Here is a 26,370-nt window from a genome sequence, read left to right as displayed (position 1 = left end):
GACGTGTGAACCAACCCCACGTTTAAGGTACCGAGTGGTCCAACGTCGAACTGTAACCATGGCAACGGGATCGCAGCCGGACAGCGCTTTCTACGGGTTCTACGACGAGTACATGGGGGAAGCGCGGACGAAACCGGAGGTGTACGGCTACTGGGTGCTGGTGATCGGGCTGGTGGCGATACTTGCGGCTGGGGGGGTGTTCGCCGCCGGTCGCACGGGACTGCTCTCGCTCCGGCCTGTGGCGGTCACGGAACTCACGCTGATACTCGCCGCCGCCGGATTCCCCGTGTTCCTGCTGGGGACCGTCCTCCAGTTGCCCCTCCGAAGGCGGGCGGTCCCGGTCGCGGTACTCGGCGCGCTCGTCTCCGTCGCGGCGGTGGGATACTTCCTGCAGATCTATCCGGGGCAGTGGGGGGTCGGGCGGACCTCGGGTCAACTGTTCCTGGCGGGCTACGGCGGCGGACTGGCACTCCTTGCGCTTGTCGCCGCGCTGGTGCCCGTGGTGGCCGGGCGACGGAGTTACTTCCTGGCCGACGAGGACGCGGCCGCGATGGGGTGGGTCGTCGAGGACGACACGGAGGCCCGTGTCTCCGATGTGCTGGTCGGCGAGGCCGACCGCGACGGCGTGTTCGCGGTCTTCCCCGGCGAGTCGGGCTGGCACTGGTGGTTCGTCGAGCAGACGGCCGTCGCGGACGGAATCCGGGCCTACGAGAGCCAGACCGACGCCGAGGCCGCCCTGGAGGAGATAAAGGCGAAGGTGGCGGGCGCGAGCCTGTTGGAGATCAACCACGCCGCCTTCCGCCTGTACCGTGAGGAGGGGGAAGACGGCGAGTCGACTGCCCGCTGGACGCTGGTCGACGAGGACGGCGTCGTGCTGGCCGACAGCGACGGGCACTACGCCGACCGAGAGAAGGCCGAGAGTGCGGTGAACCTGTTGAAAGAACACGGGCCGGGAGCCTCGCTGCTCGACGTGGACGACGGTGCCTTCGAGGTCTACGGCGACGGCTCGGACTGGCGCTGGCGGCTGGTCGACGAGAACCGGGGCGTCCTCGGCGAGAGCCCGACCAGTTACGAGGACCGCGACGACGCCGAGGCCTCGGTCCGGTCGATCCGGGAGGCCGCGCGCGAGTCGCCGGTGATGGACGTCGAAGGGGTCGGCATCGAGTTGATCGAGGACGACGACACCTGGCGCTGGGAGCTGGTCGATGCCGCCGACGAGACCATCGCCGAGTCCAGCGACGAGTTCGAGAGCCGGGAGGCGGTCGAGGGGGCCGTCCGTCGGATCATGGAGGGGGCCATCGATATGCCGTTCCTCGAATCCAGGTCGCCAGCCTACGAGATCGTCGAGGACGAGGCGGGCGGCTGGCGCTGGCGGCTGGTCGACGGCGAGGACGAGGTGGTCGCCCGAAGCGAGGGCGCAGTGCCCTCCGAGGAGAGCGGCCGGTCGGTCGTCGGCCGCGTCAAGGAGGTCGTCACGGACGCGCCGGTCGTCGAACTCGACGACGCCGAGTACGAGATCTACCCCGAGGGCGACCGGTGGGCCTGGCGGCTGGTCACCGAGGACCGCGAGACCGTCGCGCGCAGTCCAGCCAGCGCGACCTTCGCGGACCCGGAGGAGGCGGCGGCGGCCGTCGAGCAACTGCGCGAGGAGATCGGGACCGCCGACCGCATCGAGTTCGACAGCGCCGCGTTCCACCTCTACGAGGCCGACGACGGCGGCTGGAACTGGCGGCTGGTCGACGCCGACGGGAGCGTCGTCTCCGACAGCGGACAGGAACACGCCTCCCGCGAGGACGCCGCGGCGGCAATGAACACGATGAAACAGCACGCACCCGAGGCCGATCTGGTCGAGATCGGGAGTGCTGCCCTGGAGCTGTACGAGGCCGAGTCGGAGTGGCACTGGCGACTGGTCGACGCCAGCGGCGACACGCTGGCGACCAGTCCCGGTCGCTACGACAGCGACGAAACCGCCCGCGAGGCGATGGACGCCCTCTCGCTTCTGGCCCCCGAGGCCGAGACGCGGCAGATGGACGCCGCCCTCTTCCAGGTCTACGTCGGCGAGGGCGAGCGTCGGCAGTGGTGCTGGCGGTTGATCCACCCCGACGGCAGCACGATCGCCCGGAGTCTCGACGGGTTCACCGACCGGGAGAGCGCCACCGAGGCCGCCGAGTCGGTCGCCGATTTCGCCGCCGATGCGGCCGTCCACACCGTCGAGGACATCGCGATCCGCTTCTCGGTCACGGACGGCGAGGAGGGCGAGACCTGGGCGTGGGGAATCGTCGACCGCGAGCGTGAGCCCCTGGCGGTCGGCACCGAACAGTTCCCGTCCCGTGACGCCGTGGCCACGACCGCGCGTCTGGTCCGGGACAACGCCGGCGGCGCGAGCGTCTTCGCGGTCGACCCCGCCGCGTTCCGACTCGAGACGGTCACCGACGAGGACAGCGGGACCGACGAGTGGCGCTGGCGGCTGGTCGATCCCGACCGAGACACGCTGGCCGTCGGGGCTCGAACCCACGAGAGCCGCCAGAGCGCGCGTGAGGACCTCTCGCGGGCCCGCGAACTCGCCGGCGGTGCCGGCCTGCTCGACTTCGACCTGGCGGCGTTCGAGGTCACCGAACGTCAGGACGGCTGGATCTGGCGGTTCGTCGACACCGCTGGCAACACCGTCGGCGTCAGCGGTCCGACCTTCGAGTCCCGGAGCGCGGCCGAGCGCGCGCTCGCGTCCGTCCGGGACGTGCTGACACCGGCGAGCCTGCTTGAGATCGAGTCACCGGCCTTCGAACTCCACGAGGGCGATGGGGACGACGGCTGGCGGTGGCGACTCGTCGACACCGACGGCAGCACCGTCGCCGAGAGCAAACGGACCTATCCTACCCGCCGCGAGGCCCGAGAGGCACTGGGCGGGCTCCGGGCGTTCGGCCCCGACGCCGCGACCGAGACACAGGCCTGACCTGGGGAGGGCGGCGAGGAACGGTTGATTTCGCCGGCGCACCGGGCGATTTTTCACACCAGCGCAAACGTGATCGAGTATGGACGAGATCGACGTGCCAGAGAGCCACCCCCGCTACGAGTCGCTGCTGACGCGACACCGGATCGAACACGGCGTCGATCTGGGGATCACCTCTCGGCAGGGATTGATCGCACAGGGTCGGGGTGAGGCCTACGACTACCTGCTCGGCGAGCGAACCACCGAGAGCGCCGACCGGGCCGAACGCGCCGCCGCCGCCCACCTCCTGCGCGCCGCCCACCCGGTCCTCTCGGTCAACGGCAACGCCGCCGCCCTCGTGCCCGGCGAACTGGTCGAACTGGCGGCCGCGACCGACGCGGATCTGGAGGTCAACCTGTTCAACCGTACCGAGGAACGCATGGAACGGATCGCCGACCACCTCCGCGAGCACGGCGCGGACGAGGTAAAAGGTCTGGCGGCCGACGGTCGGATTCCGGGTCTCGACCACGAACGCGCGAAGGTCGACGCCACCGGCATCGGCGACGCCGACGTGGTGCTGGTCCCCCTCGAAGACGGCGACCGCGCCGAAGCCCTCGCGGAGATGGGCAAGACCGAACTCGTCATCGACCTGAATCCGCTCTCCCGCTCCGCTCAGACCGCGACGGTCCCCATAATCGACAACATCATCCGCGCGGTGCCGGGGATCACCGAACACGCCCGCGACCTCGCGGACGCCTCCCCCGACGAACTCGACGGCATCGTCGAGGAGTTCGACCGCGAGGCGGCGCTGTCGGCGGCCGAGGACGCGATCCGCAGCGGTGATCTGTGATGTCACTGCCGCCGTACATCTACGTGGATCACCGGCTCCCCGACGCCGACACGGTGCGGGACGTGCTGGAAGGGCGGACGCTCACGCCGTTGGGCGAGGCGGAACGCCTCGAACGCCTCCACCGCGTGTTCTATCCCGTGTTCCGGGTCACCGTCCGCTACGAGTCCGACGAGGGCCAGTGGTTCGGGAGCGAAGAACGCGAGGACACCGTCTTCCTCGACGGCCTGTGGGCGGACAACGACGCCCACGTCTCTCGCTATGCCGAGGACACCGGGAAGCTGCAGAACGTCGCGACCGGCGACTTCGACTTCGGGGACGGCCCCGGCCTCGGTCCCTCCGTGTTGCTCCAGTTTCAGGTGGACAACGACACCGCCGGCGACCTCATCCCCGAGCGGGTCGCCGACTGGGCGCGCCAGCGCGACGCCGGCCGGGGCGATCGGGCCGACGTGTTCCTCCAGAAACTCCGCGAGAACTACGGCTTGCCCGGCGAGTTCGATCCGGCCGGATTCGACGAGGTGACCGAGGTCACGCGGGTCTATCTCCCCTTCTGGCTCGCAGAGTACCGTGGCGAGACGGCCGATCACTCGATCATGCTCGCCTTCCGCGAACCCGACGCCAGCGAACGGGAGTTCAAGCGCCACGGCTGGCTCTCGGAGTTCATCGCGGACGACCCGACCCGGCTGGCCGAGTACGGCTACGACCTCTCGCTGGACCGGGTCCAGAAACAGCTCTCGAACGAAGGTGGCGGGAGCGACGATCGCGGAACCAGCGGCGCCACGGACCGTTCGCCCGACCGCTCGTTCGGCGGCGAGGATACGGCCGGCGAGGACGAGATCGTCCAGCCCGACGGCGTCGAGATGGACGCCGAGTCGCTGGTCACCAAACAGGTCGAACGGGGCTTTGGCGACGTGGGCGGGATGGACGACCTCAAAGACACGCTCCGGCACAAGGTGATCCGCCCGCTCGAAGACCCCGCGGCGTTCGAGGAGTACGGCATCGGCGTCGTCAACGGCGTCCTCCTGCACGGCCCGCCGGGCTGTGGGAAGACCTACATCGCGGAGGCGCTCGCCGGCGAAGTGGGTCACGACTTCATCGAGATCGGTCCCGCCGACCTGACGAGCAAGTACATGGGCGAACCCGCCCAGAAGGTCGAGGAACTGTTCGAGATCGCCCGCGCGAACCAGCCGTGCCTGCTCTTTATCGACGAGATCGACGCCATCGCGGGGACCCGGGACGGCGACGCGAACATGAACTCCAGCGAACAGCAGATGGTCAACCAGTTGCTGACCGAACTGGAGGGCGCCAGCGACGACGACGTGGTCGTGATGGGCGCGACCAACCTCGTCGACGACGTGGACGGCGCGATCCGGCGGTCGGGCCGGTTCGACGAGCGCGTCGAGGTACCGCCGCCGGACACCGACGCCCGCCGCGAGATCGTCGAGGTCCACCTCGCCGGTCGTCCGACGGCCGACGAAATCGATCTGGAGGGGGTCGTCGAGACGACGGCGGGCTACGCGGCCAGCGACCTCGAACTGATCGCGGAGAACGCCGCCCGGAAGGCACTACGGGCCGGCGAGGAGATCGGCGAGTCACATCTGCTCGCGGCCGCCGACGAACTCGACTCTTCCATCCCGAACTGGGGCGGGCCGGAAGACGCCGAGGATCACGTCGAACAGCCCGACAGCGCGGACCTGAACGCCCGGTCACTGGTCGACCCCGATCCCGGTATCGACTTCGACGACGTGGGTGGGATGACCGACCTGAAAGCTCGCCTCGAAGCGACGGTGATCGAACCCCTCGACGATCCCGACCGCTTCGAGGACTACGGGCTGGACGTGCTGAACGGCCTCCTGCTCTACGGGCCGCCGGGCTGTGGGAAGACCTACATGGCGACCGCACTGGCCGGTGAACTCGGCCACAGCTTCCTCGACGTGACGCCCGCGGACCTCACGAGCAAGTGGATGGGCAAGCCCGCGGAGAACGTCGCAGACCTGTTCGCCATCGCCGAGGCCAACGCCCCCTGTGTCCTCTTCGTCGACGAGATCGACGCCATCGCCGGGAACCGGACCGGGGGGATGAACACCAGCGAACAACAGATGGTCAACCAGTTGCTCGCCGAGTTGGAAGACGTCGGCGAGGACGTGGTGGTCGTCGGCGCGACCAACCTGCTCGAAGACATCGACGGCGCGATCCGGCGGTCGGGTCGGTTCGACGAACGCATCGAAGTGCCGCCGCCGGACACCGACGCCCGCCGCGAAATCCTCGGCGTCCACCTCCGGGATCGGCCGCTGGCCGACGACCTCGACTGGTCGGCCGTGGTCGAGCGCACCGAGGAGTACGCGGCCAGCGACCTCGAACTCGTCGCGGAGAACGCCGCCCGGACGGCGATGCGGGCCGACGCACACATCGACACCGATCACCTGATACAGGCCGTCGAGCGGACCACGTCGAGCCTCGACGGCTGGGACTAACCGAAATCGAACCCAACGTCGGTCTCGCCGAGCGCCAGCCCCTGTGCGGTGGTGACGCCGGTGATCTCGAAGCGCGCGCCGCCGTACTCGCCCTCGTCGTGGGTGCTGGCGAGTTCGCCGTCGACCGCCCGGATCTCCCAGCCGTGGGCCTCGACGATCTCTTTGACGATGGCCAGCCCGAACCCGGTCCCGTCCTCCTCGGTCGTGTGTCCGTAGTCGAAGACGTTGTCTCGCTCTTCGGCCGGGATTCCGGGGCCGTCGTCCTCGACGGCGAAGCCCGCCCGGGTGCGGGCGTCCTCGTCGTCGCTCTCGTCGTCTCCGTCCGCGTCGACAGCGTCCGACGCCACGCCCATCTCGGCGTCGTACGCCAGTGGTTCGACGATCAGCGACACGTCCGTGCCGACGTGATCGACGGCGTTGCGAAAGAGGTTCTCGAAGGCCTGCTGGAGCCGGTCCCGATCCGCCTCGACGAACATATCGCTCTCGACCCGGAGGTCGGCCTCTGGGGCGTTCACCAGCGACCAGGCGTCGTCGGCGACCTGCTGGAGCGACACGCGTTCGGTCTCGTCGACGGTTTGGCCCTGCCGGGCGAGCTGGAGCAGGTCGTCGATCAGCCGGTCCATCCGGTCGGCCGCCCGGTCCAGCGCGTCGAAGTGCTCCGCGTCGCCGGTCTCGCGGGCCAACTGCGACCGGGCACTGATGACGTTCAGCGGGTTGCGCAGGTCGTGGGAGACGACGCTGGCGAACTCCTCTAGCTGTTCGTTCTGCTGGCGGAGCCGGCGCTCCCGACGGACGCGCTCGGTGATGTCCTGCAGGACGACCAGCTGGCCCATCACGACGCCATCGTTGTCGGTCAGGGGCGTTCCGATTCGCTGGTAGGAGCGCCCGCTCTCGGGGTTGGTCACGACCTCGCGGTCGCTCTCGGGATCGCCCGATCGCGGTGCAGGGGGCACCGCGAACGGACGGAGGACCTCGCCGATCGACCCGCCGATGGCTTCGTCGGGGCCGACCGTCAGGAACGGTTCGGCCTGCTCGTTCACGTTGACGACGAGCCCGCGGATGTCGATGACGACGACCGCGTCGTCCATCTGCTCGACGGCCGCCTGGCTGGCGATGGGGATCAGCGTGAAGAGGCCGTGGCGGGCGACCGCCCAGCAGAACGACCCGGCGGTGACGGCCAGCGAGATCGTCATGACTTCGAGTCCGGGCAGCGGGTTCCCGCCGGAAAAGTAGACGCCGGCGGCGACGACTGGCACTACCGTCCCGGCGACCAGCAACACTGCCTGGCGGCGGTAGATCCCGGCCGACGTGTAGGCCCGCAACGACAGGAGCACGATACTGATCCCGCCCAGCAGGACGCTGACGGCCACGTACGCGACGATCGCGCGACCGTACTCGGGTCGTAACGCGACGAACGCTCTGTTGTCGATGATTTTGGGATTCGTCCAGACCAGCTGATGACTCCCGTTCGAGAACGTCAGCCCGATCATAGCCAGCGGGATCACGAACAACAGTCCGAGGCTCCACCACGTGATCCACTCGTCGCGGCCCGTGTACTGCAGCGTAAAGAGCAAGAGGAGGACGGGGACGGGCATGAACCCGATGTAGCCCAGTTTGTACCAGAACAGCTTCTGTGGGAGTTCGACGCTCCCGATCTGAAGCGCGTACGTGACGAGTACCCAGCAGATCGCCACCGACAGTATCACTGCCGTGTACCCACCCGGGACCGGCTCGTAGGCCCGCTGTTGGCGGACCACGTAGAGCGCGGCGACACCCACCAGCACGGCCGCGATGAGCGTGAGGGTGAGAAACGGAGTGTACTGCCAGGCCATCTCGGGGTTGCGATGTGTTAGCCGGCCGATGGCTTATGACTTTTCGCTATTTCGACGCGGGACGCGGACCCAACGGCTCGCTCGTGGCCGCCGCCCCCGCAACTCCGCCGATCAGAATCCCTTTGTATCACCGGGTGGTAGTAATGGCTACTATGTCCGACTTCGAGCAGTTCAGCGACGTGGGCGAGGCGGAAGTGACCCGTGCCATCGGTCAGGAGTGGACCGAGGAGTTCATGGACTTCTCCGACAGCGACGTGATCATCGTTGGCGGCGGCCCCTCGGGACTGATGGCCGCCAAGGAACTCTCCGAACGGGGCGTCCAGACGATGGTCGTCGAGAAGAACAACTACCTCGGCGGCGGCTTCTGGCTCGGCGGCTTCCTGATGAACAAGGTCACCGTCCGGGGCCCGGCCCACCACGTCCTCGACGACCTCGACGTGGATTACAAGCAGTCCCAGGACAGCGAGGGGCTCTTCGTTGCCAACGGCCCGGAGGCCTGTTCCGGTCTCATCAAGGCCGCCTGTGACGCCGGCGCGAAGATGCAGAACATGACGGAGTTCACCGACATCGTCATCCGCGAGGACCACCGCGTCGGCGGTATCGTCATGAACTGGACACCCGTCCACGCCCTGCCCCGCGAGATCACCTGTGTCGACCCCATCGCCGTCGAGGCCGACCTCGTGATCGACGCGACCGGCCACGACGCCATGGCCGTCAAGAAACTCGACGAGCGCGGCGTGTTGAACGCCCCCGGACTGGAGGAGGAAGCAAGCGGCATGGACCAGACCGGCGACGACACCTACGGGGCACCCGGCCACGACTCGCCCGGCCACGACTCCATGTGGGTCGGCAAGTCCGAGGACGCCGTCGTCGAACACACCGGCCTCGCCCACGACGGCCTCGTCGTCACCGGCATGGCCACCGCGACCACCTACGGCCTCCCCCGGATGGGCCCGACCTTCGGCGCGATGCTCCTCTCGGGGAAGAAGGCCGCCCAGGCCGCCATCGACGAACTCGGCGTCGACGCCGAGGACGTGGACATGACGACGCGAGCCAGTCCCGCTGACGACTAGAACCCACTTTTTACTGCAGGGGGTTCGCCAGCGGCGAACCCCCCGTTGCAAAAACTTGGGGAAAAACCGCCGCGAGCGCCACGGGCGCTCGCGGATGCTGTGCTCGTACCCACCGCACCGCACAGCCACCGCCACCTGCCATCGGAACTAAGTTCGCGCTGTCCCTCGCTGTGACCGATGGGACGACGACGCGTGCTGGTATTCTGTCTGTTGTCGGTGATCGCACTCGGTGTCGGCGTGGCTGGGCCCGCGACCGCCGAAGCTGCGGACGCGCCCGCCGCGAACGTGTCGATGGGCACCGCACAGGATGGCGGAACGTTGCAACTCACGAAACGCCTGCACCTGACGCCCGACCGGCCGGGCGAGATCGAGGTCACGGCACGGTTCGACGACCCCGACAATCTGGTCGAACTGGAGACGGAACTGCCGGCCCGGGCGACGGTGATCGAGACCGACGGGTTCGCCGCGTCGGACGGTCGGTACGCCTGGGACGGCCGGACGGACGCGCCGAGCCTGACCTACCGACTGTCGGTCAACGAGACCCGCGACACCGAGGGACCGCTGGCCGGACGGGGTGACTACACCTTCGTCGACGCCGGTCCGTGGGCGCTCGTCCGGACGCCGCAGGTCGGCGTCTCCTGGAGCTGGCGCGGCGAGAACGTCACGCTCGACCGGCGGACGCGAATCGACGGCGAAGGTGTCGCCAGTGAGGCCATGGCGTTTCTCGGCCCGCACGCCGAGTATACGCGGCGGGCCCACGGCCAGCGGTTCCGGCTGATCGTCCCGGCGGCCGCGACGCTGGCCGAACCCCGGAGTGACATCTTCGAGTCGGTGACGGCGGCCTCGGGCGCGATGCGGGTAGGCGACCGCGACGGGAGCGTCCTCATGATCGCCGCGCCGACGACGGCCGTCGAGTGGTCCGTCCAGGGGCTCCAGACCGGTGGCAACTCCTTCTGGGTACTGGACAACAAGCGGCTCGATGTCCCCGACAACGTCTGGCTCCACGAGTACGTCCACACGCGACAGGCCTACGACCGCAACGACGGCACACGCTGGTTCACCGAGGCCAGCGCCACGTACTACGCCGCCCTGCTGTCGCTCGAGCAGGACCGGATCGGCTTCCGGGCGTTCAGCACACGGCTCGAGGCCGGCAACACCCGCTCGGATCCCGGCGAGATACTGGCGGACCCGGCCACCTGGTCCGGACGGACGCCGTACCTGAAAGGCGCGCTCGTGGCGGGCGAACTCGACCGACAGATCCGGCTGGCGACCGACGGCCGTACGCTCCAGCGGGTCTTCCAGCGAATGAACGCGGCCGACGATTCGCTGACGGCGGCGGCCGTCCAGTCCATCGTAGCCGACGTCGCCGATGCCGAGGTCGGCCGGTTCGCGGACCGTTACACCACGACCGACGCCGTCCCGTCGATGTGGACCCGGACCGAACACCTGCGGGCCTTCGAGGGAGCGGCTCCGCGCATCGAGTACGCGCTCGCGCCGGCCGCCGACCGCTACCGAGTCGACGGGCCCTACCGCAACGGCTCGCTCGACGCCGGCCAGCCGGTCGAACTCGCGACCGGCGAACGACTCTCGCTCGACGTGATCGTCCGGAATACGGGCGACGCATCCGGCGAGTTCGACACCGTCTTCGCGGTCGACGACCGCCGCCGCGACGGTCGATCCGGGTCGATCGACCCCGGCGAACAGCGGCGACTCACGTTCGCGCACACCTTCGACGGTCCGGGCACGTACACGCTCACGGTCGGTACCCGGTCGGTCACGGTCACGGTCGAGGGTCCGTCGCCGCCGGCCGTCGTCGACCTGCAGGCGAACGCGTCGCGGCTGACCGCGGGCGATGCCCTCGAACTGACGGCTCGGGTCCGCAACGACGCCGTGATCCCGGCCGCCGGGACCCTCACGCTCTACCGGAACGACACGGTGGTGTCGACCCGCGAAGTCGTCGTCCAGCCCGGCGGCGAGCGGGACGTTGCGTTCGTCACTGCACCCGCGGCCGGCGTCCACCGGTTCCGCCTCGGCAACGCGACGGCGACGGTAACCGTGGACGCACCGCCGACCGAGCAGGCGGGGACAGCGACCGGAACGGCGGCGGACGGTGCCGGGTTCGGCGTCCTCGTCGCCGTTCTCGCGGTGATCGCCGGGGGACTCGTCGCCCGCCGTCGGTCGCGCTGACGGCTCCTGTCTCATCACTGGACTGAAATAACTGGCCAGAGAGGGGTCCGGTATGGGTACGGACCACGCGCCGACGCGGCGTCGCTATCTGCAGGCGATGGGGGCCGCGAGTGCGGTCGCCATCGCGGGGTGTGCAGGCTCCGGGACGGACTGGGACTGTACCGAGCCGACGAGTTTCGCCTCGACCATCGGCGTCGCGGCCACGGCCGAACTGGCCGTGACCGACGCGACACACGACTGGCCACAGGGTGAGCGTGACTCGCGAAACACTGGCGCGACGGCCGATCCGGGGCCCCGCGAGGACGTGGTCCGTGGCTGGCGGTTCGAGGCGACCGACACCGGGACCGAGGGGCCGGTCGACGACTGCTACCCGGTAATCGCCGACGGCCGGGTCTACGTCGGCACCTACGAGGGGGACGCGCTGGTCGCGCTCGATCCGGCGACGGGGGCCATCGAGTGGCGGTACGACCGGCTCAGTTCCGGCGGACAGGTCGCGGTACTCGACGTCGGGGACGACCCGCTGGTCGTCGCGCCCGGTGCGGACGGACTGCACGCTGTCGACGCCGCCACGGGGGAGCGCCGCTGGCTCTACGGCGACGGCGAGTTCGACCACGACGGGAACGTCGTCGCGACCGACAGAGCGGTGTTCGCCAACGGTCGCAACGGCATCCACGCCGTCGAGATCGCGTCCGGGGACCGGCGGTGGACCGCAGACGGCAACCAGGTCGGGGCCGCTACGGGGGAGACGCTGTTGCTCGGCGACAGCCCGTTCCGAGCGCTCTCGACGGCCGACGGGACCGAACGGTGGCGCGTCGAGGACACCACGCCCTACGGTTCGATCGCGATTCGCGACGGGACCGCCTACATCGGCGAACTCGGGACCGTCGCGGCCTACGCGCTGGCTGACGGGACCCGGGAGTGGGTGTTCGAGGGCGCGACCGAGGACTTCCGCGTCCCGGCGGTCACGGCCGACCGTGTCGTCGTCGGTTCCGTCCGGACCGAGGCTGCCGGAGGGAACCTGTACGTCCTCGACAGACCCGACGGCGACCTCCAGTGGTGTCGCTCGTACGACGACCGCGACGTGCACGGGACTGCGGTCGCCGACGGGGCGGTCTACGTCGCGACCGACGACGTGGTCGAGGCCCTGAACTCCGGCGGCGATCGAATCTGGGTCTACCGGGAACAATACGGGAACTACGAGACGCCCGCGGTGACGGGCAACCTGCTCCTGGTCGGAACCGGCGACGGTGCCGTCACGGCGTTCTGCGAGGGCGAGTCCGGTGGTCCGGTCCCCACCCCGACGCCGGACCCCACGCCGCCGGTGACGCCGCCGGAGTAGCGCCGGACACGCGGTCGGCCGCACCCAAAACCAGTAACTGGGGCGGTCACGGACTGTCGGGTATGCTCGACCGCGTCACGCTCTACCGCGCGCCGACGACCGCGGCCGACGCCGACGCCGTCGCCGACTGGCTCGACCAGCGCGTCCCCGCGACCGTCGACGTTCGGGACCGATTTCTCGCCGACCGGGACGACGACCTCGCCGAAGCCTTCGCCGAGGCCAGAGTTCTCAGCCCGTACGACCGGGAGACGGGCAACACGATGCTGGGTATCGTCCGGTACGAGGAGCGCGCCCTCGACCACCCCGAACGGGCCGGCGGCGTCATCTACGACGGCCTGGCCGTGCAGGACATCCTGCGCGAGCGCCTGCCCGCCGACGAGCGCTCGCTCGACCACCTCCACGTCCCGCTACTGGACCGCGTGCTGGGGACCTGGGGCGACCACGACGGCCGCTGGCACAAGCGCGTCAACGTTCTCGGCCAGCCGGCGCTGGTCTCGGTGCCCGGCCTCTACGAGGCCCCGGCCAAGCCCGAACAGTATTACAAGGAGAAACAGCGCACGGCGATGGTCAGCGGCGACACGCCTCCGCGGGAAGTCCTCGAAGAACAGGTCGAGGGGGAGTTCCTGGTCGAAGACGACCCCCGAACGACCGAGGCGATCAAGGGGTACGTGCTACAGGTCTACCACTACCTCGCGACGGGTGCGGACTTCTGTGCGACCGAGGGCTGTCGGCTGGCGAATCCACATCGCCAGCCCGGCGTGATAGAGGCGCAGTTGCGCGACCCCGAGTTTTGCGAGGCTCACGCCGCGCGGTACGAGTCGTAGATCAGGCTCCGACCTGTACCGTGACGTTGGCGGTCGTGCCGTCGACCGAGGCGGCGTCGGCGAAGGATTCGGGTCCGAACACCAGCGCGGTCGTCTCGTCGCTGATCCGGACCGTCCGGAAGTCGAGGTCGGTATCGGTCTGTCGCGACACCTGGTAGTCGTCCAGCGCCGCGACGGCCTCGGCGGCCTCGCTACTGTTGTCCCAGCGGTGGGTCCAGACCCACGCGTACTGGTCCGGATCGGTGTTGCTCCGGAACACCGACAGTTCGTCGCTTCCCCAGCCGGTCGCCGCGGCGGCAGCCCGCTCGACGGACAGTTCGGTCCCCAGCGAGTGACGGGTGGTCATCTCACCCATCGTGTTGTTGCCGAGGAACCGCCACGACGACCCGCTGGTCACCGAGACGGTGAGGTTCTTCTCCGGTTCCTCCTGGCGCGTGTAGTTGTGCAGCAACTGCTCGGTCGTCCGCGGGTAGTTCCGATACACCGCAGACAGGTTCGAGGGCGAGTCGATGGTGTGGGCCACGTACTGTTTGCCGAACAGGTACGGGGCGAGCGCCGACCGGTAGGCCGCCCCGCCCTCCCTGTATCGCTCGCGGACGAACGCCGAGTTGTTTCGCACGTCGAGATAGCGGTGGGCGTACGCGTCGGCCACGAACACGGCACCACCCTCCTGGAGCGCGCGGTAGGTCTTGCGCTGGTCGGTGAGGACGCGCTCCGTCTGCAACCGATCGAGCCACGGCAGCAGGTTCGCCTGGTACTGGATCGTGTGCGCGAACTCGTGTGCGAGGGTGCGCTCGACCGTCGCGGGCGATCCCGAACCGGGGTGGACGTAGACGTAGCCGGTCACCCGAGTCAGTCCCGTGGGCTCGCTCCAGTTCACCGAGACGTTCTCGAACCCGAGCGCGGCGTTGAGCGGACTCGCGGCGATGCGCGGCAGACTCCCCCGCCACTCGCTCAGGTTCCGGATCTCGACCGGCCGCGGCTCCACGTCCGTCCCGGCCAGCCCCTGCACGCGAGTGAAGGTCCGGTTCACGTCGAACGGCAACGTCCCGTTTCGCACCTGGATACTGTATCCGGTCGTCTCTCCGCCGTCGTCGGTCTCGTTGCTCGGTGTCCCCTCGTCGCGCGTCGCCGTGCCAGGCGTTTCCGCTCCGCCGGGCGTCGGCGTGTCGGTCGACGCCGGTGTGTCGGTTGCCGTCGGTGCGTCCGTGTCTGCCGGTGCCGTCGTCGTGCCGTCGCCCGGGCCGGCCCCACACCCCGCCAGCACGAGGAGGAGGGCGACCGCGAGCGGTGCGAGTCGCCTGGCGGACAGCATATTCGTACACACTGAAAGGTCTGAAAAAAGCGTTCCTAAACGCGCCCGGAGAGCAGGCCGAGGTAGCCGCCGCCGAACGTCTCGTAGCGCCGGTCGTCGGTGCGGGCGGCCAGCGCCGTCCGCCCGGCGTCGACCCGGCGCTCGAAGGCCGCCGTCACGGACTCGTCCGGGACGCTCCAGCCGGGTGAGCCGGCCCAGAGGAAGGCGGCGAACGCGAGGTTGATCGGGGCGGCCAACAGGTGGTCGCTGGACTGGAAGTTCAGGACGGCGACGCGGCCGCCCGGCCGACACAGGTCGGTCCAGTCGTCGACGACCGCCGCAGGATCACGAAACAGCCCGAGAACGAACGTGCCGAGGACGGCGTCGACCGGCCCCGAAATCGGCGGCTGGGTCGCGTCGCCGACACAGACGTGTGCGTTCGTCCAGCCCGCGTCGGCCGCCCGCTCCCGGGCCCGATCGAGCAACGGACGAGTCACGTCGATGCCGACGATGTGACCGTCGGGCCCGACCTGCTCCCGGAGGAACGGGCAGTTCGCGCCGGTCCCACACCCCATCTCGACGACCGTGTCGCCCGGCGAGAGATCGAGCGCCGCGGCGGCCCGGCGTCGCCAGGACCGGACGCCGGGCGCGGTCGCCAGTCGGTCGTAGAGGTGGGCCCACTGGCCGTAGAACGCCCGTACCCGGTCGAGATCGGCCATCAGCGGCTGTCCCGGAGCCGGCCCGCGACCGTCGGCGCGTCGGGACCGAGGACGTAGATCACGGGTTCGATGCCGAAACCGCCGGTCTGGTAGAGCACGTCAGCGTCGGGGTTCGCCGCCAGCGCGGTCGGAATCGCGTCGTCGATCCCGGATTCGGCGTCGAACTCGACGGCCGCGTGCCCGCTGGATTCGAGTGCGTCGACGAGCGTGGGATCGTACCGGACGTTCATCGCCGCGCGGGCGTCACTGCCGTGGTCGCGGGCCGTCAGGAGGACGCTGGCGACGTACTCGCTGACGCCAAACTCGGGTTCGGCGGGAATCTCCGGGCGGCCTTTCAGGTCGATGATCCGGCCGGGCACCGCCACCACGTCCTCGATGCTGGTCGCGTCGGGGAGAGCCTCGACCAGGTTCGTGCCCACCGCCGGGATGTGTCGGGCGAAGTCGGTGGTGTTCTCGATCACCGTCAGCCCCCGGCGGACCGAGGCCAGCGCCTGTTCGGCAACGCGCACGTCGCTGTCCGGATCGTGCACGTCGAACGCGCCGTCGTAGTCGGCCAGTTCGGGGACCTCATTCTGGTGGATCTGGGCCAGCACGTCCCCCTGTTCGAGTTGCCGGATGACGACCTCGGCCTCGACGAGTGCCTGCACGGGGCTCATCTCACCGTCGGTCAGCCCGTCACCGAGCCGCTCGACCAGGTCGACCACCCGCTCGTCGGCCAGGAGCCGCTCGTTGCGCGCCACCTCACCGTGGACGTACTTCGAGACGGCGCTCTGGCTGATTCCGAGGAGTTCGGCCACCTCGCTCTGGGTCAACCCCCGCTCCCGTAACTCCTCGGCCAGCATCGAACGGAGGGTCGGAAGGAACTCCTCGACCACTACCTCCTCGATGAATCTCATTGCTCCTCCCTCCGGGACCGACTGGCATAAAAACCGTGCTGGTCGGCTCACTCGCTTGACGGAACCGGATCCCGCTCCGAACGCTTTCTCGCCGAAGAAAATCGACGCGGAACAGGGTTCGCGCTTAGACCTGGTCGCCTCCTCACGCTCCTCGTTCTCGGCGACGACGCCTGAGCGCGACGCGGAACAGGGTTCGCGCTTAGACCTGGTCGCCTCCTCATGCTCCTCGTTCTCGGCGACGACGCCTGAGCGCGACGCGGAACAGGGTTCGCGCTCAGACCTGGTCGCCTCCGAACTCGTCGTCCCCCTGAATCTTCGATGCCTGCGGTCCCGACTGGTCCTGGTACTTCGAGCCCCGCTCCTCCCCGTAGGGCCGATCCGCGGCCGTCTTCAGTTCGGTGAAAGTCAACTGGGAGATACGCATCCCCGGCGTCAGCGCGACGGGCGCGGTCCCGAGATTCGACAGTTCCAGGGTTATCTGGCCCTGGTACCCCGGATCGCACAGACCCGCTGTCGCGTGCACCACGATGGCCAGTCGACCCAGCGAGGATCGACCCTCGACGTGGGCGATCAGGTCCGCCGGGATCTCGACGCGTTCGACGGTCGTCCCGAGGACGAAATCGCCGGGATGGAGGATGAACTCGTCGCCCTCCTCGACGTGGGTCTCGTCGACGTACTCGGCGACTTCCTGTTCGCTGTTGGGGTGGATACAGGGGATGTTGGCGTGCTGGAACTCCAGAAACTCCCGGCCCAGCCTGAGATCGACGCTCGCGGGCTGGACCTGCAGGTCCACGTCCTCCAGCGGCTCGATGACGAGGTCGCCCTTGGCGAGCCGGTCGAGAATATTCGTGTCCGAGAGGATCATACGCCTACCAGCGCAGTCGCCCGTCTAAAATTATTGGATCCGCGACGGCCAACGGTCAGACCTATTGTCACCGGCCCGCTCCCCGAAGACATGAAACAGGCAATCGTCGCGCGCGCCGACGTGGGGATGGGTCAGGGCAAACTCGCCGCCCAGGTCGCCCACGCGTCGCTGTCGGCCTACGAGGACACACCCGACCGGACCCGCAAAGAGTGGAAAGGCGGGGGGCAAAAGAAGGTCGTCCTGAAAGGCGAGAGCGAACAGCAACTGTTCGAGCTGGCCGACAAGGCCGAACGCGAGGGACTGCCCAACGCCGTCGTCCGGGACGCCGGCCACACCCAGCTGGAACCCGGGACGGTCACCGCACTGGCGGTCGGGCCGGGCGACGAGGACGCCGTCGACCGCGTGACCGGCGAACTCTCGCTGTTCTGAGGCGGGGAAACGCCTAACTGCCGCTGTCAACGACGTATTAGCATGAGCCATCAGGTCCGCCTCGACGACGACGTTTACGAGCGGATAAAGAGTCAGAAACGAAGCGACGAGACGTTCAGCGAGGCGATCGAACGGCTGACGAGCGAGTGGACGCTGCTGGATTTCGCCGACGGTGAGCCGGTCGTGGATGCAGAGACGCACCGGGACGCGCTGGAACGGTCCGAGAAACGAGGGATCGAGGACACGAGGGAGCGACTAAAGCGCATGGGTGTCGAGGACGACGGATGATCCTCGACACCGAATTCTTGATCGAACTCGACAACCGGAATCGGAACGCGATAGAGAAAGCGGCCGAACTGGAGTCGGCGGACGTGCCGCTACGGGTCCCAACGATCGTGGTTCAGGAACTCTACGTCGGTGTTGGCGCGGGCTCGGAGTCGTTCGAGAACGCCCGGAAGTACGAGGCACTCGTGGCGAACAAGCCGGTCGTGGAGATCGACGGAAAAATTGCGCGTCAGGCCGGCGCGCTGGAGGGACAACACGTGGTCAGTGACGAGAAACCCGAACTCGGCCCCGGCGACGCCATCGTCGCCGCGACTGGACTCCAGTACAACGAGCCGGTCGTGACCAACGACGGCGATTTTACTCGGGTCGACGGACTCGCCGTCGAACTCGTCTAGGGTCACTACGGCGGCCGAGTTCTCGACGTGCTGTGGTACGTGGGAACGCTCTCGCAAGGATCTACGGATAGTTGGCACGGACGCCTTTGCACATTGCTCTCGTCTGTCGAAGCGATGTTCGCCGACAGGATCGACGCGGGCGAGCGACTCGCCGAACGACTCGCGAGCGAGGGCGTGGTCGTCGATCTCGTGCTGGCGATTCCGCGGGGCGGGCTGCCGCTGGGACGTGTGGTCGCGGACACGCTCGACGCCCCGCTGGACGTGGTCGTCGCGAAGAAACTGGGCGCGCCGGGCAACGAGGAGTTCGCCATCGGTGCCGTCGCCAGCGACGGGAGTACGTGGTACAACGAGGACGCCATCGACCGTCTCGACGTGAGCGGCGCGTACGTCCGCGAGGAGTGGCAAGCACAGACAGCCGCCGCGCGACAGAAGGCGGCGACCTACCGGGATGGAGAGCGACTCGGCGAACTGGAGGGGCAGGCGGTCGTCGTGGTCGACGACGGCGTCGCGACGGGCTCGACCGCCCGCGCGTGCCTGCGACAGGTGCGCGAGGCCGGGGCCGATCCCCTGCTCTTTGCCGTCCCCGTCGGACCGCCCGACACGATCGAGGCGCTGCAGGAGGAAGCCGACCGGGTGATCTGTCTGGACACACCCCAGCACTTCCGTGCCGTGGGACAGCACTACCGGAACTTCCGACAGGTCCCCGACGAGGAGGCGCTGACGTATCTCGACCGGAACGACGAGGCGGCGTGAGCGATCCGGAACGGGCGGGCCGTCGCGGATCTCCAGGCTTTTGTCGGGGCGGGTCCAACCCCGGACAATGACGACCGATTTCCGGGTGGGTGGCTGATGCGAGAGGCCGAGCCCGTCGAGCGCGCTGTCGGGATGGAGTACTACGTGAGCGACGCCGATGGCATCGGCGGCCGCCTGCGCGTCGACCCCGAGGACTTCCGGGTCACCGAGATCGAGGCGTTCGAGCCCGAACCGGTCGACGCCGACCCCGGCGCGTACCCGCACGTCCTCCTGCGAGCCACTCTCACCGGCTGGGACACCAACGACTTCGCGAGCGCCCTCTCGAACGCGCTCGAATCCAGCCGCGAGCGGATCTCCTGGGCCGGCACGAAGGACAAACACGCCGTCACGACCCAACTCTTCTCGGTCGCCGACGCCGACCCCGAGGCCGTGGCCGACGTGGCCCTCTCCGACGCCGACATCGACGTGCTGGGCCGGACGGGCCGCCCCATCTTCTTCGGCGATCTGGCGGGCAACGCCTTCGAGGTGACCGTTCGCGATCCCGAGCGACCGGACCTGGTCGACGCGATCACCGACGACCTCCGGACGTTCGCGGGTGCGGCTGGAGACGACGAGGGCGACGACGCGACAGCCACGGACGACACCGTCACCGTCGGCGTCCCCAACTACTTCGGCCAGCAGCGCTTCGGGAGCCACCGCCCGATCACCCACGAGGTCGGCCTCGAAGTGGTTCGCGGGAACTGGGAGGGCGCAGTTCTTGCCTACGTGGGTAGGCCTTCCGAGCGCGAACCCGAGGAGACGCAGGCGGCCCGCGCACGCGTCGAAGAGGTCGCAGCGGGCTCACGGGACTGGCAGGCCGCCCTCGACGCCTTGCCGGGCTATCTGAACTACGAGCGGGCGATGTTGCACGAACTTGTCGACCGTGACGCCGACGACCCGGGGGACTTCCGGGCGGCCCTAGAGACGATGCCGAGCAATCTCCAGCAACTCGTCGTCAACGCCGCCCAGTCGTACGTGTTCAACCGGATTCTGTCGGAGCGACTGGCCCGCGGCCTGCCCTTCGACCGACCCGTCACGGGCGACGTGGTCTGTTTCACCGACAGCGACGCGCCGGCCGAGTTGACCGTGCCCGACACCGATCGCCTCCAGCGCGTCGACGCGGATCGGGTCGACACCGTGACCCGTCACTGCGAGCGCGGGCGAGCGTTCGTCACCGCGCCGCTAGTGGGGACCGAGACGGGCCTGGGCGACGGCGAACCCGGCGAGATCGAGCGCGAGGTGCTTTCGGACGTGGGTATTGGCCCAGAAGACTTCGACCTGCCCGGGGAGTTCCACTCGACGGGAACCCGGCGGGCGGTGCTGGTGCGGACGGAGCTGGAAGTCGAGCGCGATCCACTCTCGTTTTCCTTCGCACTGCCGAAGGGGAGCTACGCGACGGTTCTCCTGCGGGAGTATCTGAAGGTCGATCCGGCGGACCTGGGGTGAGCCGACGCGTCGAAATTACTAACAGTCTACCTACACTTTCTTTCGACAGTGCAAGCGACACGATCCGCCCTTGTCCTCCTCGTCGCGTTCGCGCTCGTCACTGCGGGCTGTAGCGTCCTCCAGTCCAGCGACTCCCGAACGGCCACGTTCGAGAACCGGGACTCGACGGCGTACAACCTCTCGGCGTACGTCGTGCCTAACGTCGACGACCGGTCCGACGTGCTGTTCCGCGCGACGACGGACAACCGTAGTGACGGGCTCTTCGCCTACACAGAGGTGCAGTGGGCGTACGGCTACCGCAACGTCACCGTCGACGACGACGGCGTTCGGGGCGAGCGATTCACGCTTTCGCCCAACGAGACCACCTCGGTCACGATAGAGAACGTGACCGCTGACGCGGCGGTGGTTTACGTCGTCGAGCGGTCGAACGGGTCGCTGGTGCACGTCGGCTTCCCGTTCTGTGACGGCGAGAACAGCGTCGAGGACTACCACCTCTCGCTCGATGACGGTGGCGCGGATAGCTGGTCCCACGAGTGCCTGTAGTCGACGACCCGAACCGCCCCCCTTATCCCGTCGAATCACCGACACGGAGGCATGGAGTGTCGGCAGTGCGCCAGCGAACTCGACCGGCCGGGCGATTACTGTCTGGTCTGTCGGACGGCCAACGCCGACACGGTGGTGCTGGACCTCTCGCGCGACCGCGCGACCGTCACGACCTTGCTGGACGAGGAGGTCGTCAGCCGGCGGACGATCACGACCACGCCGGAAGATCCCGACGGGGAGAGCGACGTGATCGAACTCCGCAACTTCGCGGGCCTGATCGCCGACGAGATCAGGCGCAAACGACCCGAGGAGGTGTACGCGACGGGTGACAGGACCGTGCTCCGGGCCGTTCGCGGCCAGGTCCACTACGAGTTCTATCGGGTGACCGGCGACGATCCCGTGACGGCGGTGATCGAGCGGAAGGGGCGGCCGGCGCTGGAGGTCGTGGAGGCGTCGACGGCCGACATCCTCGGCGGCTCCCACACCACGCTCATCGGCGAGCGGGCGGGGAAACAGGCCATCGAGACGGTCGCGGGCCACCCCCACGTCAAGAAGATCATCCCGGGCCCCATCGACGCCTCCGGCTCGGGCTCGCGGGGCGGCGTCCGGGCGAAGGCCACGCGGGCCGACGCCAACGGGAACGTCCGCCTGCTGATCCGGGACGGCTCCAGCGTGCAGGAAAACCGTGTCGTCACGACCGCTGGCGACCGCGAGCTGGGCGAGCAGGTCCGGGCGGACCTGAACGAGGCGCTGAGCGAGGCCGGGCTCCGGGAGTAATTTCACCCGCGTTCGGCCGTCCGAACACGCAGGGTTTATCAGCGGGCTGTGCCGATACAACGGTACTATGGCCAAAGACAAGGCACGGACGGGAAGCGCCGGCCGGTTCGGCGCTCGCTACGGCCGCGTCGCACGACGCCGCGTCGCGGACATCGAGGACGATATGCGCGACGAACACGAGTGTCCCGAGTGCGGCAAGGAGTCCGTCGAGCGCCAGGGCACCGGCATCTGGCAGTGTGGCTACTGCGACTACAAGTTCGCGGGTGGCACGTACCGCCCCGAGACGCCCGGTGGCAAGACCGTCACGCGCTCGATCCGCGCGGCCCTGTCCGACGACGAGGAGTAATGAGCTACAAGTGTTCCCGCTGTAAGCGCGACGTGGAACTGGACGAGTACGGCGGCGTCCGCTGTCCGTACTGTGGCCACCGCGTCCTGCTGAAAGAGCGCAGCCGCGACGTGAAGGAAGTCGACGTCAACTAGCGTGGCGCGCGCCCACGACGCCGTTCTTTCGTTCACGTTCGAAGACGAGCGTCGTGCCCGAACCGTCGAGCACAGCGTCCGTCCCGAGGTCGGTGCCATCGCTGGCGACCGGACGACGGCGACGCTGGACCGCGAGGCCGCGACCGTCACGGTGACCGTCGAGGCCGACGACCTGGTGGCACTCCGGGCAGGGATCAACACCTGGTCGACGCTCGTTTCGGTCGGTGAAGCGGCCGACGCGACCGCCTGTGGCAGTCTCTGACACCGGCGATACGCTTATCAGACGCTTCGACTAGACCGGCATATGATCGAGCAGCCGTCGCTACCAGGGCTAGCGACGTTCGTCTGGGGGGGGAGTAACGGATGAGTCGGGCACTGGGCCAGCAGGGCGACTGGTGGGTCGACCCGGACAGCCGCAGTGAGTGGCCGGATCCCGAAGACGCGTCACAGACGATCCTCGACACGCTGACGGATCTGTACTACGTCTTCGACCGGTCGGGCCGACTCGTCGACTGGAACGAGAAGTTCGAGGCCGTCCTGGGGTACTCCGAGGAGACCCTCGCGGAGGTCGACCCGCTGACGCTGGTCACGGCTCGTGACCGCGAGCGGATGGTGGACGCGCTCGACCGCGTCGCGGCGGGCGAGGAAGTGACCGCGGAGCTTCACCTCGAAACCGCGGACGGGCGGGAGATTCCACACGAAGTCACGGCCGCGCCGCTGTACGAGGACGACGAGGTGTGGGGTCTCGCCGGCACGGCCAGGGACGTGAGCGACCGCCGGGAGCGCGAACGGAATCTCTCGCGGTACAAGTCGCTGCTGGAGACGGTCGGTGACGGGGTGTACGTCCTCGACGAGGATCTGCGGGTCGCGAAGGTCAACGACGCCATGACGGACCTGTCCGGGTACGACCGTGAGGAGATACTCGGGATGCACTTCTCGGCGTTCATGGACGCCGAGACCGTCGACCGAAGCAGGCGTCTGGCCAGGGCCATGCAAGAGACCGACCGCACAGTCGAGACTATCGAGTACGATCTCGTCCGGAAAGACGGCAGTTCGATTCCCGTCGAGGGGCGATTCTCGCTGATCTCCGACGAGGGGTACGCGACGATCGGCCTCGTCCGCGACATCACAGCGCGCAAGGAACGCGAACGCGATCTCAGACGCTACAAGTCGCTACTGGACACCATCGGCGACGGGGTATACGTGGCCGACGACGACCGATACGTCCGGAAGGTCAACGACGCCATGGCGGAGATGGTCGATGCCGACCGCGAGGCCGTCCTGGGACGGCACGTCTCGGAGTTCACCGATCCGGGGACGGCCGAGCGCGGCCTCGGGATGTCGGAGGCACTCAAACGGGGCGAGGAGTCGGTCACAACCATGGAGTTCGACTTACACTGCGAGGATGGCACGCGGCTCCCGGTCGAAGGGCGGTTCGGACTGGTGGACGACGAGGAGTACTCGACCATCGGGCTGATCCGGGACATCACCGAGCGCAAAGAGCGCGAGCGCGAACTCGAACGCTACGAGACGATCCTCGAGACGGTCGGCGACGGCGTCTACGTCATGGGTGACGATCTGCGAGTAAAGGAGGCAAACGATACGCTGGCGGACCTGTTCGGGTACGAGATCGAGACGATGATGGGCGAACACCTCACCGAATTCGTCACCGAGGAGACGGCCCAGCAGGGGATCAGACGCCGCCAGGAAGTGGTCGAACGGGACGAGAAGACGGTCGCGACGATCAGGGGAACAGCCATCGACGCCGACGGCGAGTCGTTCCCCATCGAGGTCCGGTTCATGCCCCTGGAGGGCGACCTCGCCACGCTGGGACTGGTTCGGGACGTGAGCGACCGCCGGGAGCGTGCGAAGTTGCTCGAACAACTCCACTGTGGGACGCGGGAACTGATGGCCGCCGAGACCCACCACGAGGTCGCCGAGACGGCCGCGGAGGTCTCACAACAGCACTTCGCGTTCGCGACGACGGGCGTCCGGATGGTGACCGACGACGGCCGCCTCGAACCCGTCGCGGTGGCGACCGACGACGAGAGGCTGGACGAGATGCCCCCGACGTACGCCGTCGGCGAGGGGTTCGTCGGTGACGCCTACGAACGCGGCGAGTCGATGATCGTGGACGATATGCGCGACCTCGACACCGACTTCGACTACGGCCCGGCCCGGAGCGCGCTCTTGCTCCCCATCGAGGGGTACGGGATGCTCAGTATCGCTTCGACCGAACCGTCGGCCTTCGACGAGCGACACCGCGAACTCGGTCGACTGTTCGCGGCGGACGTGGAGTCGGCGTTCAGGCGGGCCGACCGCGAGGAACAGTTGCGGGAGCGCACCGAAGAACTCCAGCGCTATGCGACGCTGGTCGAGACGATGAGCGACGGCGTCTACATGACCGACGAGAACCACGACGTGCGGATGGTCAACGGGGCGGCCGAGGCGAAACTCGGGTTCGACCCGGCGTCGTTCGAGGGGCTGGACGCACGGTGGTTCGGGGCCGACGACGTCGTCGAGAAGGCCCGCGAGCAACGCGAGGCGATGCTCGACGGCGAGCAGTCTGTGGGGACGGTCGAGGGCACACTCCGGACGGCCGCAGGGGAGGAGGTACCCGTCGAGAACCGTTTTTCCCTCCTGCCCTCGGACGACGGGGAGTTCGCCGGGACCGTCGGCGTCGTCCGTGACATCACCGAACGCAAAGAGAGCGAGCGGCGACTCCGGAATCAGCGCGACGAACTGGAGACGCTGAACCGGATCAACGAACTCGTCCAGGAGACCATCGGCGCGCTCGCGGCGGCCGCGACGGCCGAGGAGATCGAGGAGACGGTCTGTGACCGACTCGGCGGGTCGTCGCTGTATCGGTTCGCCTTCACGGGCGTGGGTCGTCCGGGCACGGAGTTCGTCGAACCCGATGCCTGGGCCGGCGAGGGGGCCGCGTACCTGGACGCGGTCGAGATTCCGGCGGATCCGGATCACGAACGGGCCGCGCTGGCCGCCGAAACCCTCGACACAGGCGAGGTGACGGTCGTCCACGACGTGGAGTCGGACCCGCTGTTCGAGCCGTTCCGGGACCCCGCGCTGGAGCACGGCTTCCGGTCGGTCGCGGCCATCCCGTTTACCCATCGGACGGTGACCCACGGCGTGCTGGTGGTGTACGCCGACCGGCCGGGCGCGTTCAGCGACCGCGAGATCAAGGCGTTCGAGGTGCTGGGCGAGATGGTCGGGTTCGCGATCAGCGCCACGCAGAACCGTCAGCTCATCGAGTCCGACGTCCCGATCGAGATGACGCTCGAACTCGACGAACCGGACACGTTCTTCGGGACCGTCTCGACGAACCTCGACTGCGCGTGCCGACTGCTCGGATCGGCGAAAGCGTCCAGTGGGGCCCCCCTCCACTACGTCGCCGTCACCGCACCGCCCGAGGACGTACACGCGCTGGCCGAGGAACCGGGGATGCCAGTACCCGACTCGCTCCGGCTGGTCACCGAGAACGACGATCACGCCGTCTTCGAGGCGCGGGTCGAGCCGTCGATCACGTCCGTCCTGTTCGAGTCCGGGGTCGAGCCGCTCGCGATCGAAGCCGAGGCCGGCGAGGTGGTCGTCGAGGCGGCCGCGCCCCGCGGGTTCGACCTCCGGGCGTTGACCGAGCGGCTGGACGAACGGTTCGGTGGCGTCACGCTCGCGGCCAAACGCGAGGGTGACGGTTGGCCCGACGCCGCCGATGATCCGTGTGCGGGCGTCGACGACAAGCTCACCGACCGACAACGAGCGGCGCTGTCGGCGGCGTACTTCGCCGGCTACTTCGACTGGCCGCGTGCTAGCACCGCCGAAGCGGTCGCCGACTCGCTCGACATCGCCTCGCCGACCTTCCACCAGCACCTCCGGCACGCACTGGGGAAGTTGCTCTCGGCGTACTTCGACGACGGCCGTACCTAGATGGC

Annotated in this window: 23 protein-coding genes; 18 read left to right on the top strand and 5 right to left on the bottom strand. The window is 68.5% G+C overall.

Annotated features, from left to right (window positions below; genetic code table 11):
• The first annotated feature begins 58 nt into the window (after positions 1 to 58).
• From BMX17_RS03315 to BMX17_RS03305, 3 genes are all read left to right on the top strand, one after another.
• Positions 59 to 2,950: a DUF1508 domain-containing protein gene (locus tag BMX17_RS03315; protein ID WP_092657623.1), complete on the top strand. Its 2,892-nt coding sequence runs from the start codon at positions 59 to 61 to the stop codon at positions 2,948 to 2,950.
• Between the two features lie 79 nt (positions 2,951 to 3,029).
• Entirely contained in the window at positions 3,030 to 3,776 is a 747-nt protein-coding gene (locus tag BMX17_RS03310) for a 4-phosphopantoate--beta-alanine ligase (RefSeq protein WP_092657621.1), read from the top strand.
• Positions 3,776 to 6,247: an AAA family ATPase gene (locus tag BMX17_RS03305; protein WP_092657619.1), complete on the top strand. Its 2,472-nt coding sequence runs from the start codon at positions 3,776 to 3,778 to the stop codon at positions 6,245 to 6,247. The genes BMX17_RS03310 and BMX17_RS03305 overlap by 1 nt, the downstream gene beginning before the upstream one ends.
• Here the strand turns inward: BMX17_RS03305 and BMX17_RS03300 are convergent.
• Positions 6,244 to 8,079, bottom strand: a complete 1,836-nt coding sequence (locus tag BMX17_RS03300; RefSeq protein ID WP_092657617.1) for a histidine kinase N-terminal 7TM domain-containing protein — start codon at positions 8,077 to 8,079, stop codon at positions 6,244 to 6,246. The two genes, BMX17_RS03305 and BMX17_RS03300, sit on opposite strands and share 4 nt — an antisense overlap.
• Positions 8,080 to 8,231: 152 nt before the next feature.
• Between BMX17_RS03300 and BMX17_RS03295 the strand changes: the two genes are divergently transcribed.
• The 4 genes from BMX17_RS03295 (at position 8,232) to BMX17_RS03280 (ending at position 13,502) form a co-directional block, all read left to right on the top strand.
• On the top strand, positions 8,232 to 9,152 hold the full coding sequence (locus BMX17_RS03295; RefSeq protein ID WP_092657615.1) for a sulfide-dependent adenosine diphosphate thiazole synthase: 921 nt from the start codon (positions 8,232 to 8,234) through the stop codon (positions 9,150 to 9,152).
• A gap of 177 nt (positions 9,153 to 9,329) precedes the next feature.
• On the top strand, positions 9,330 to 11,339 hold the full coding sequence (locus BMX17_RS03290; RefSeq protein WP_139203413.1) for a hypothetical protein: 2,010 nt from the start codon (positions 9,330 to 9,332) through the stop codon (positions 11,337 to 11,339).
• 52 nt (positions 11,340 to 11,391) lie between these two features.
• On the top strand, positions 11,392 to 12,678 hold the full coding sequence (locus BMX17_RS03285) for an outer membrane protein assembly factor BamB family protein (protein WP_092657611.1): 1,287 nt from the start codon (positions 11,392 to 11,394) through the stop codon (positions 12,676 to 12,678).
• 62 nt (positions 12,679 to 12,740) lie between these two features.
• Positions 12,741 to 13,502, top strand: coding sequence for a DUF7001 family protein (locus tag BMX17_RS03280; protein WP_092657609.1), 762 nt, complete (start codon positions 12,741 to 12,743; stop codon positions 13,500 to 13,502).
• Position 13,503: 1 nt separating this feature from the next.
• Here BMX17_RS03280 and BMX17_RS03275 read toward each other — a convergent pair whose 3' ends face one another.
• The 4 genes from BMX17_RS03275 to dcd form a co-directional block, all read right to left on the bottom strand.
• Entirely contained in the window at positions 13,504 to 14,817 is a 1,314-nt protein-coding gene (locus tag BMX17_RS03275) for a hypothetical protein (RefSeq protein ID WP_092657607.1), read from the bottom strand.
• A gap of 35 nt (positions 14,818 to 14,852) precedes the next feature.
• Positions 14,853 to 15,515, bottom strand: a complete 663-nt coding sequence (locus BMX17_RS03270) for a class I SAM-dependent methyltransferase (RefSeq protein ID WP_092657605.1) — start codon at positions 15,513 to 15,515, stop codon at positions 14,853 to 14,855.
• Complete coding sequence (locus BMX17_RS03265; RefSeq protein ID WP_092657603.1) at positions 15,515 to 16,411, bottom strand: thiamine-phosphate synthase family protein; 897 nt, start codon at positions 16,409 to 16,411, stop codon at positions 15,515 to 15,517. The genes BMX17_RS03270 and BMX17_RS03265 overlap by 1 nt, the downstream gene beginning before the upstream one ends.
• A 274-nt stretch (positions 16,412 to 16,685) precedes the next feature.
• Positions 16,686 to 17,276, bottom strand: a complete 591-nt coding sequence (gene dcd / locus BMX17_RS03260; protein ID WP_092657601.1) for a dCTP deaminase — start codon at positions 17,274 to 17,276, stop codon at positions 16,686 to 16,688.
• 90 nt (positions 17,277 to 17,366) lie between these two features.
• On the opposite strand from dcd, the gene pth2 reads away from it, so the two are divergent.
• The 11 genes from pth2 (at position 17,367) to BMX17_RS03205 (ending at position 26,365) form a co-directional block, all read left to right on the top strand.
• Complete coding sequence (pth2, locus tag BMX17_RS03255) at positions 17,367 to 17,705, top strand: peptidyl-tRNA hydrolase Pth2 (RefSeq protein WP_092657598.1); 339 nt, start codon at positions 17,367 to 17,369, stop codon at positions 17,703 to 17,705.
• Between the two features lie 42 nt (positions 17,706 to 17,747).
• Positions 17,748 to 17,993 (top strand): antitoxin VapB family protein, encoded by a 246-nt coding sequence (locus BMX17_RS03250; protein WP_092657596.1) that lies wholly within the window; start codon positions 17,748 to 17,750, stop codon positions 17,991 to 17,993.
• Positions 17,990 to 18,385 (top strand): PIN domain-containing protein, encoded by a 396-nt coding sequence (locus tag BMX17_RS03245; protein WP_092657594.1) that lies wholly within the window; start codon positions 17,990 to 17,992, stop codon positions 18,383 to 18,385. Before BMX17_RS03250 ends, BMX17_RS03245 begins: the two co-directional genes overlap by 4 nt.
• 114 nt (positions 18,386 to 18,499) lie before the next feature.
• Positions 18,500 to 19,138, top strand: coding sequence for a phosphoribosyltransferase (locus BMX17_RS03240; RefSeq protein WP_092657592.1), 639 nt, complete (start codon positions 18,500 to 18,502; stop codon positions 19,136 to 19,138).
• A gap of 96 nt (positions 19,139 to 19,234) precedes the next feature.
• Positions 19,235 to 20,623, top strand: a complete 1,389-nt coding sequence (truD, locus tag BMX17_RS03235; protein ID WP_092657590.1) for a tRNA pseudouridine(13) synthase TruD — start codon at positions 19,235 to 19,237, stop codon at positions 20,621 to 20,623.
• A 48-nt stretch (positions 20,624 to 20,671) separates the two neighbouring features.
• Positions 20,672 to 21,166, top strand: a complete 495-nt coding sequence (locus tag BMX17_RS03230; RefSeq protein ID WP_092657588.1) for a hypothetical protein — start codon at positions 20,672 to 20,674, stop codon at positions 21,164 to 21,166.
• Positions 21,167 to 21,217: 51 nt separating this feature from the next.
• Positions 21,218 to 21,943, top strand: a complete 726-nt coding sequence (locus BMX17_RS03225) for a DUF2103 domain-containing protein (protein WP_092657585.1) — start codon at positions 21,218 to 21,220, stop codon at positions 21,941 to 21,943.
• A gap of 67 nt (positions 21,944 to 22,010) precedes the next feature.
• Entirely contained in the window at positions 22,011 to 22,289 is a 279-nt protein-coding gene (locus BMX17_RS03220) for a 50S ribosomal protein L37ae (RefSeq protein ID WP_092657582.1), read from the top strand.
• Complete coding sequence (locus BMX17_RS03215) at positions 22,289 to 22,423, top strand: DNA-directed RNA polymerase subunit P (protein WP_077205698.1); 135 nt, start codon at positions 22,289 to 22,291, stop codon at positions 22,421 to 22,423. Before BMX17_RS03220 ends, BMX17_RS03215 begins: the two co-directional genes overlap by 1 nt.
• A gap of 1 nt (position 22,424) precedes the next feature.
• The gene (locus BMX17_RS03210; protein WP_092657580.1) at positions 22,425 to 22,685 is read left to right on the top strand and encodes a KEOPS complex subunit Pcc1; all 261 of its coding nucleotides are present in this window, start codon (positions 22,425 to 22,427) and stop codon (positions 22,683 to 22,685) included.
• Between the two features lie 101 nt (positions 22,686 to 22,786).
• Positions 22,787 to 26,365, top strand: a complete 3,579-nt coding sequence (locus BMX17_RS03205; protein ID WP_092657578.1) for a PAS domain S-box protein — start codon at positions 22,787 to 22,789, stop codon at positions 26,363 to 26,365.
• The last annotated feature ends 5 nt before the right edge of the window (positions 26,366 to 26,370 follow it).

The sequence above is a fragment of the Halorientalis persicus genome (assembly GCF_900110215.1).
Classification (GTDB): Archaea; Halobacteriota; Halobacteria; order Halobacteriales; family Haloarculaceae; genus Halorientalis; species Halorientalis persica.
This window is presented reverse-complemented; position numbering and strand designations above follow the sequence as displayed.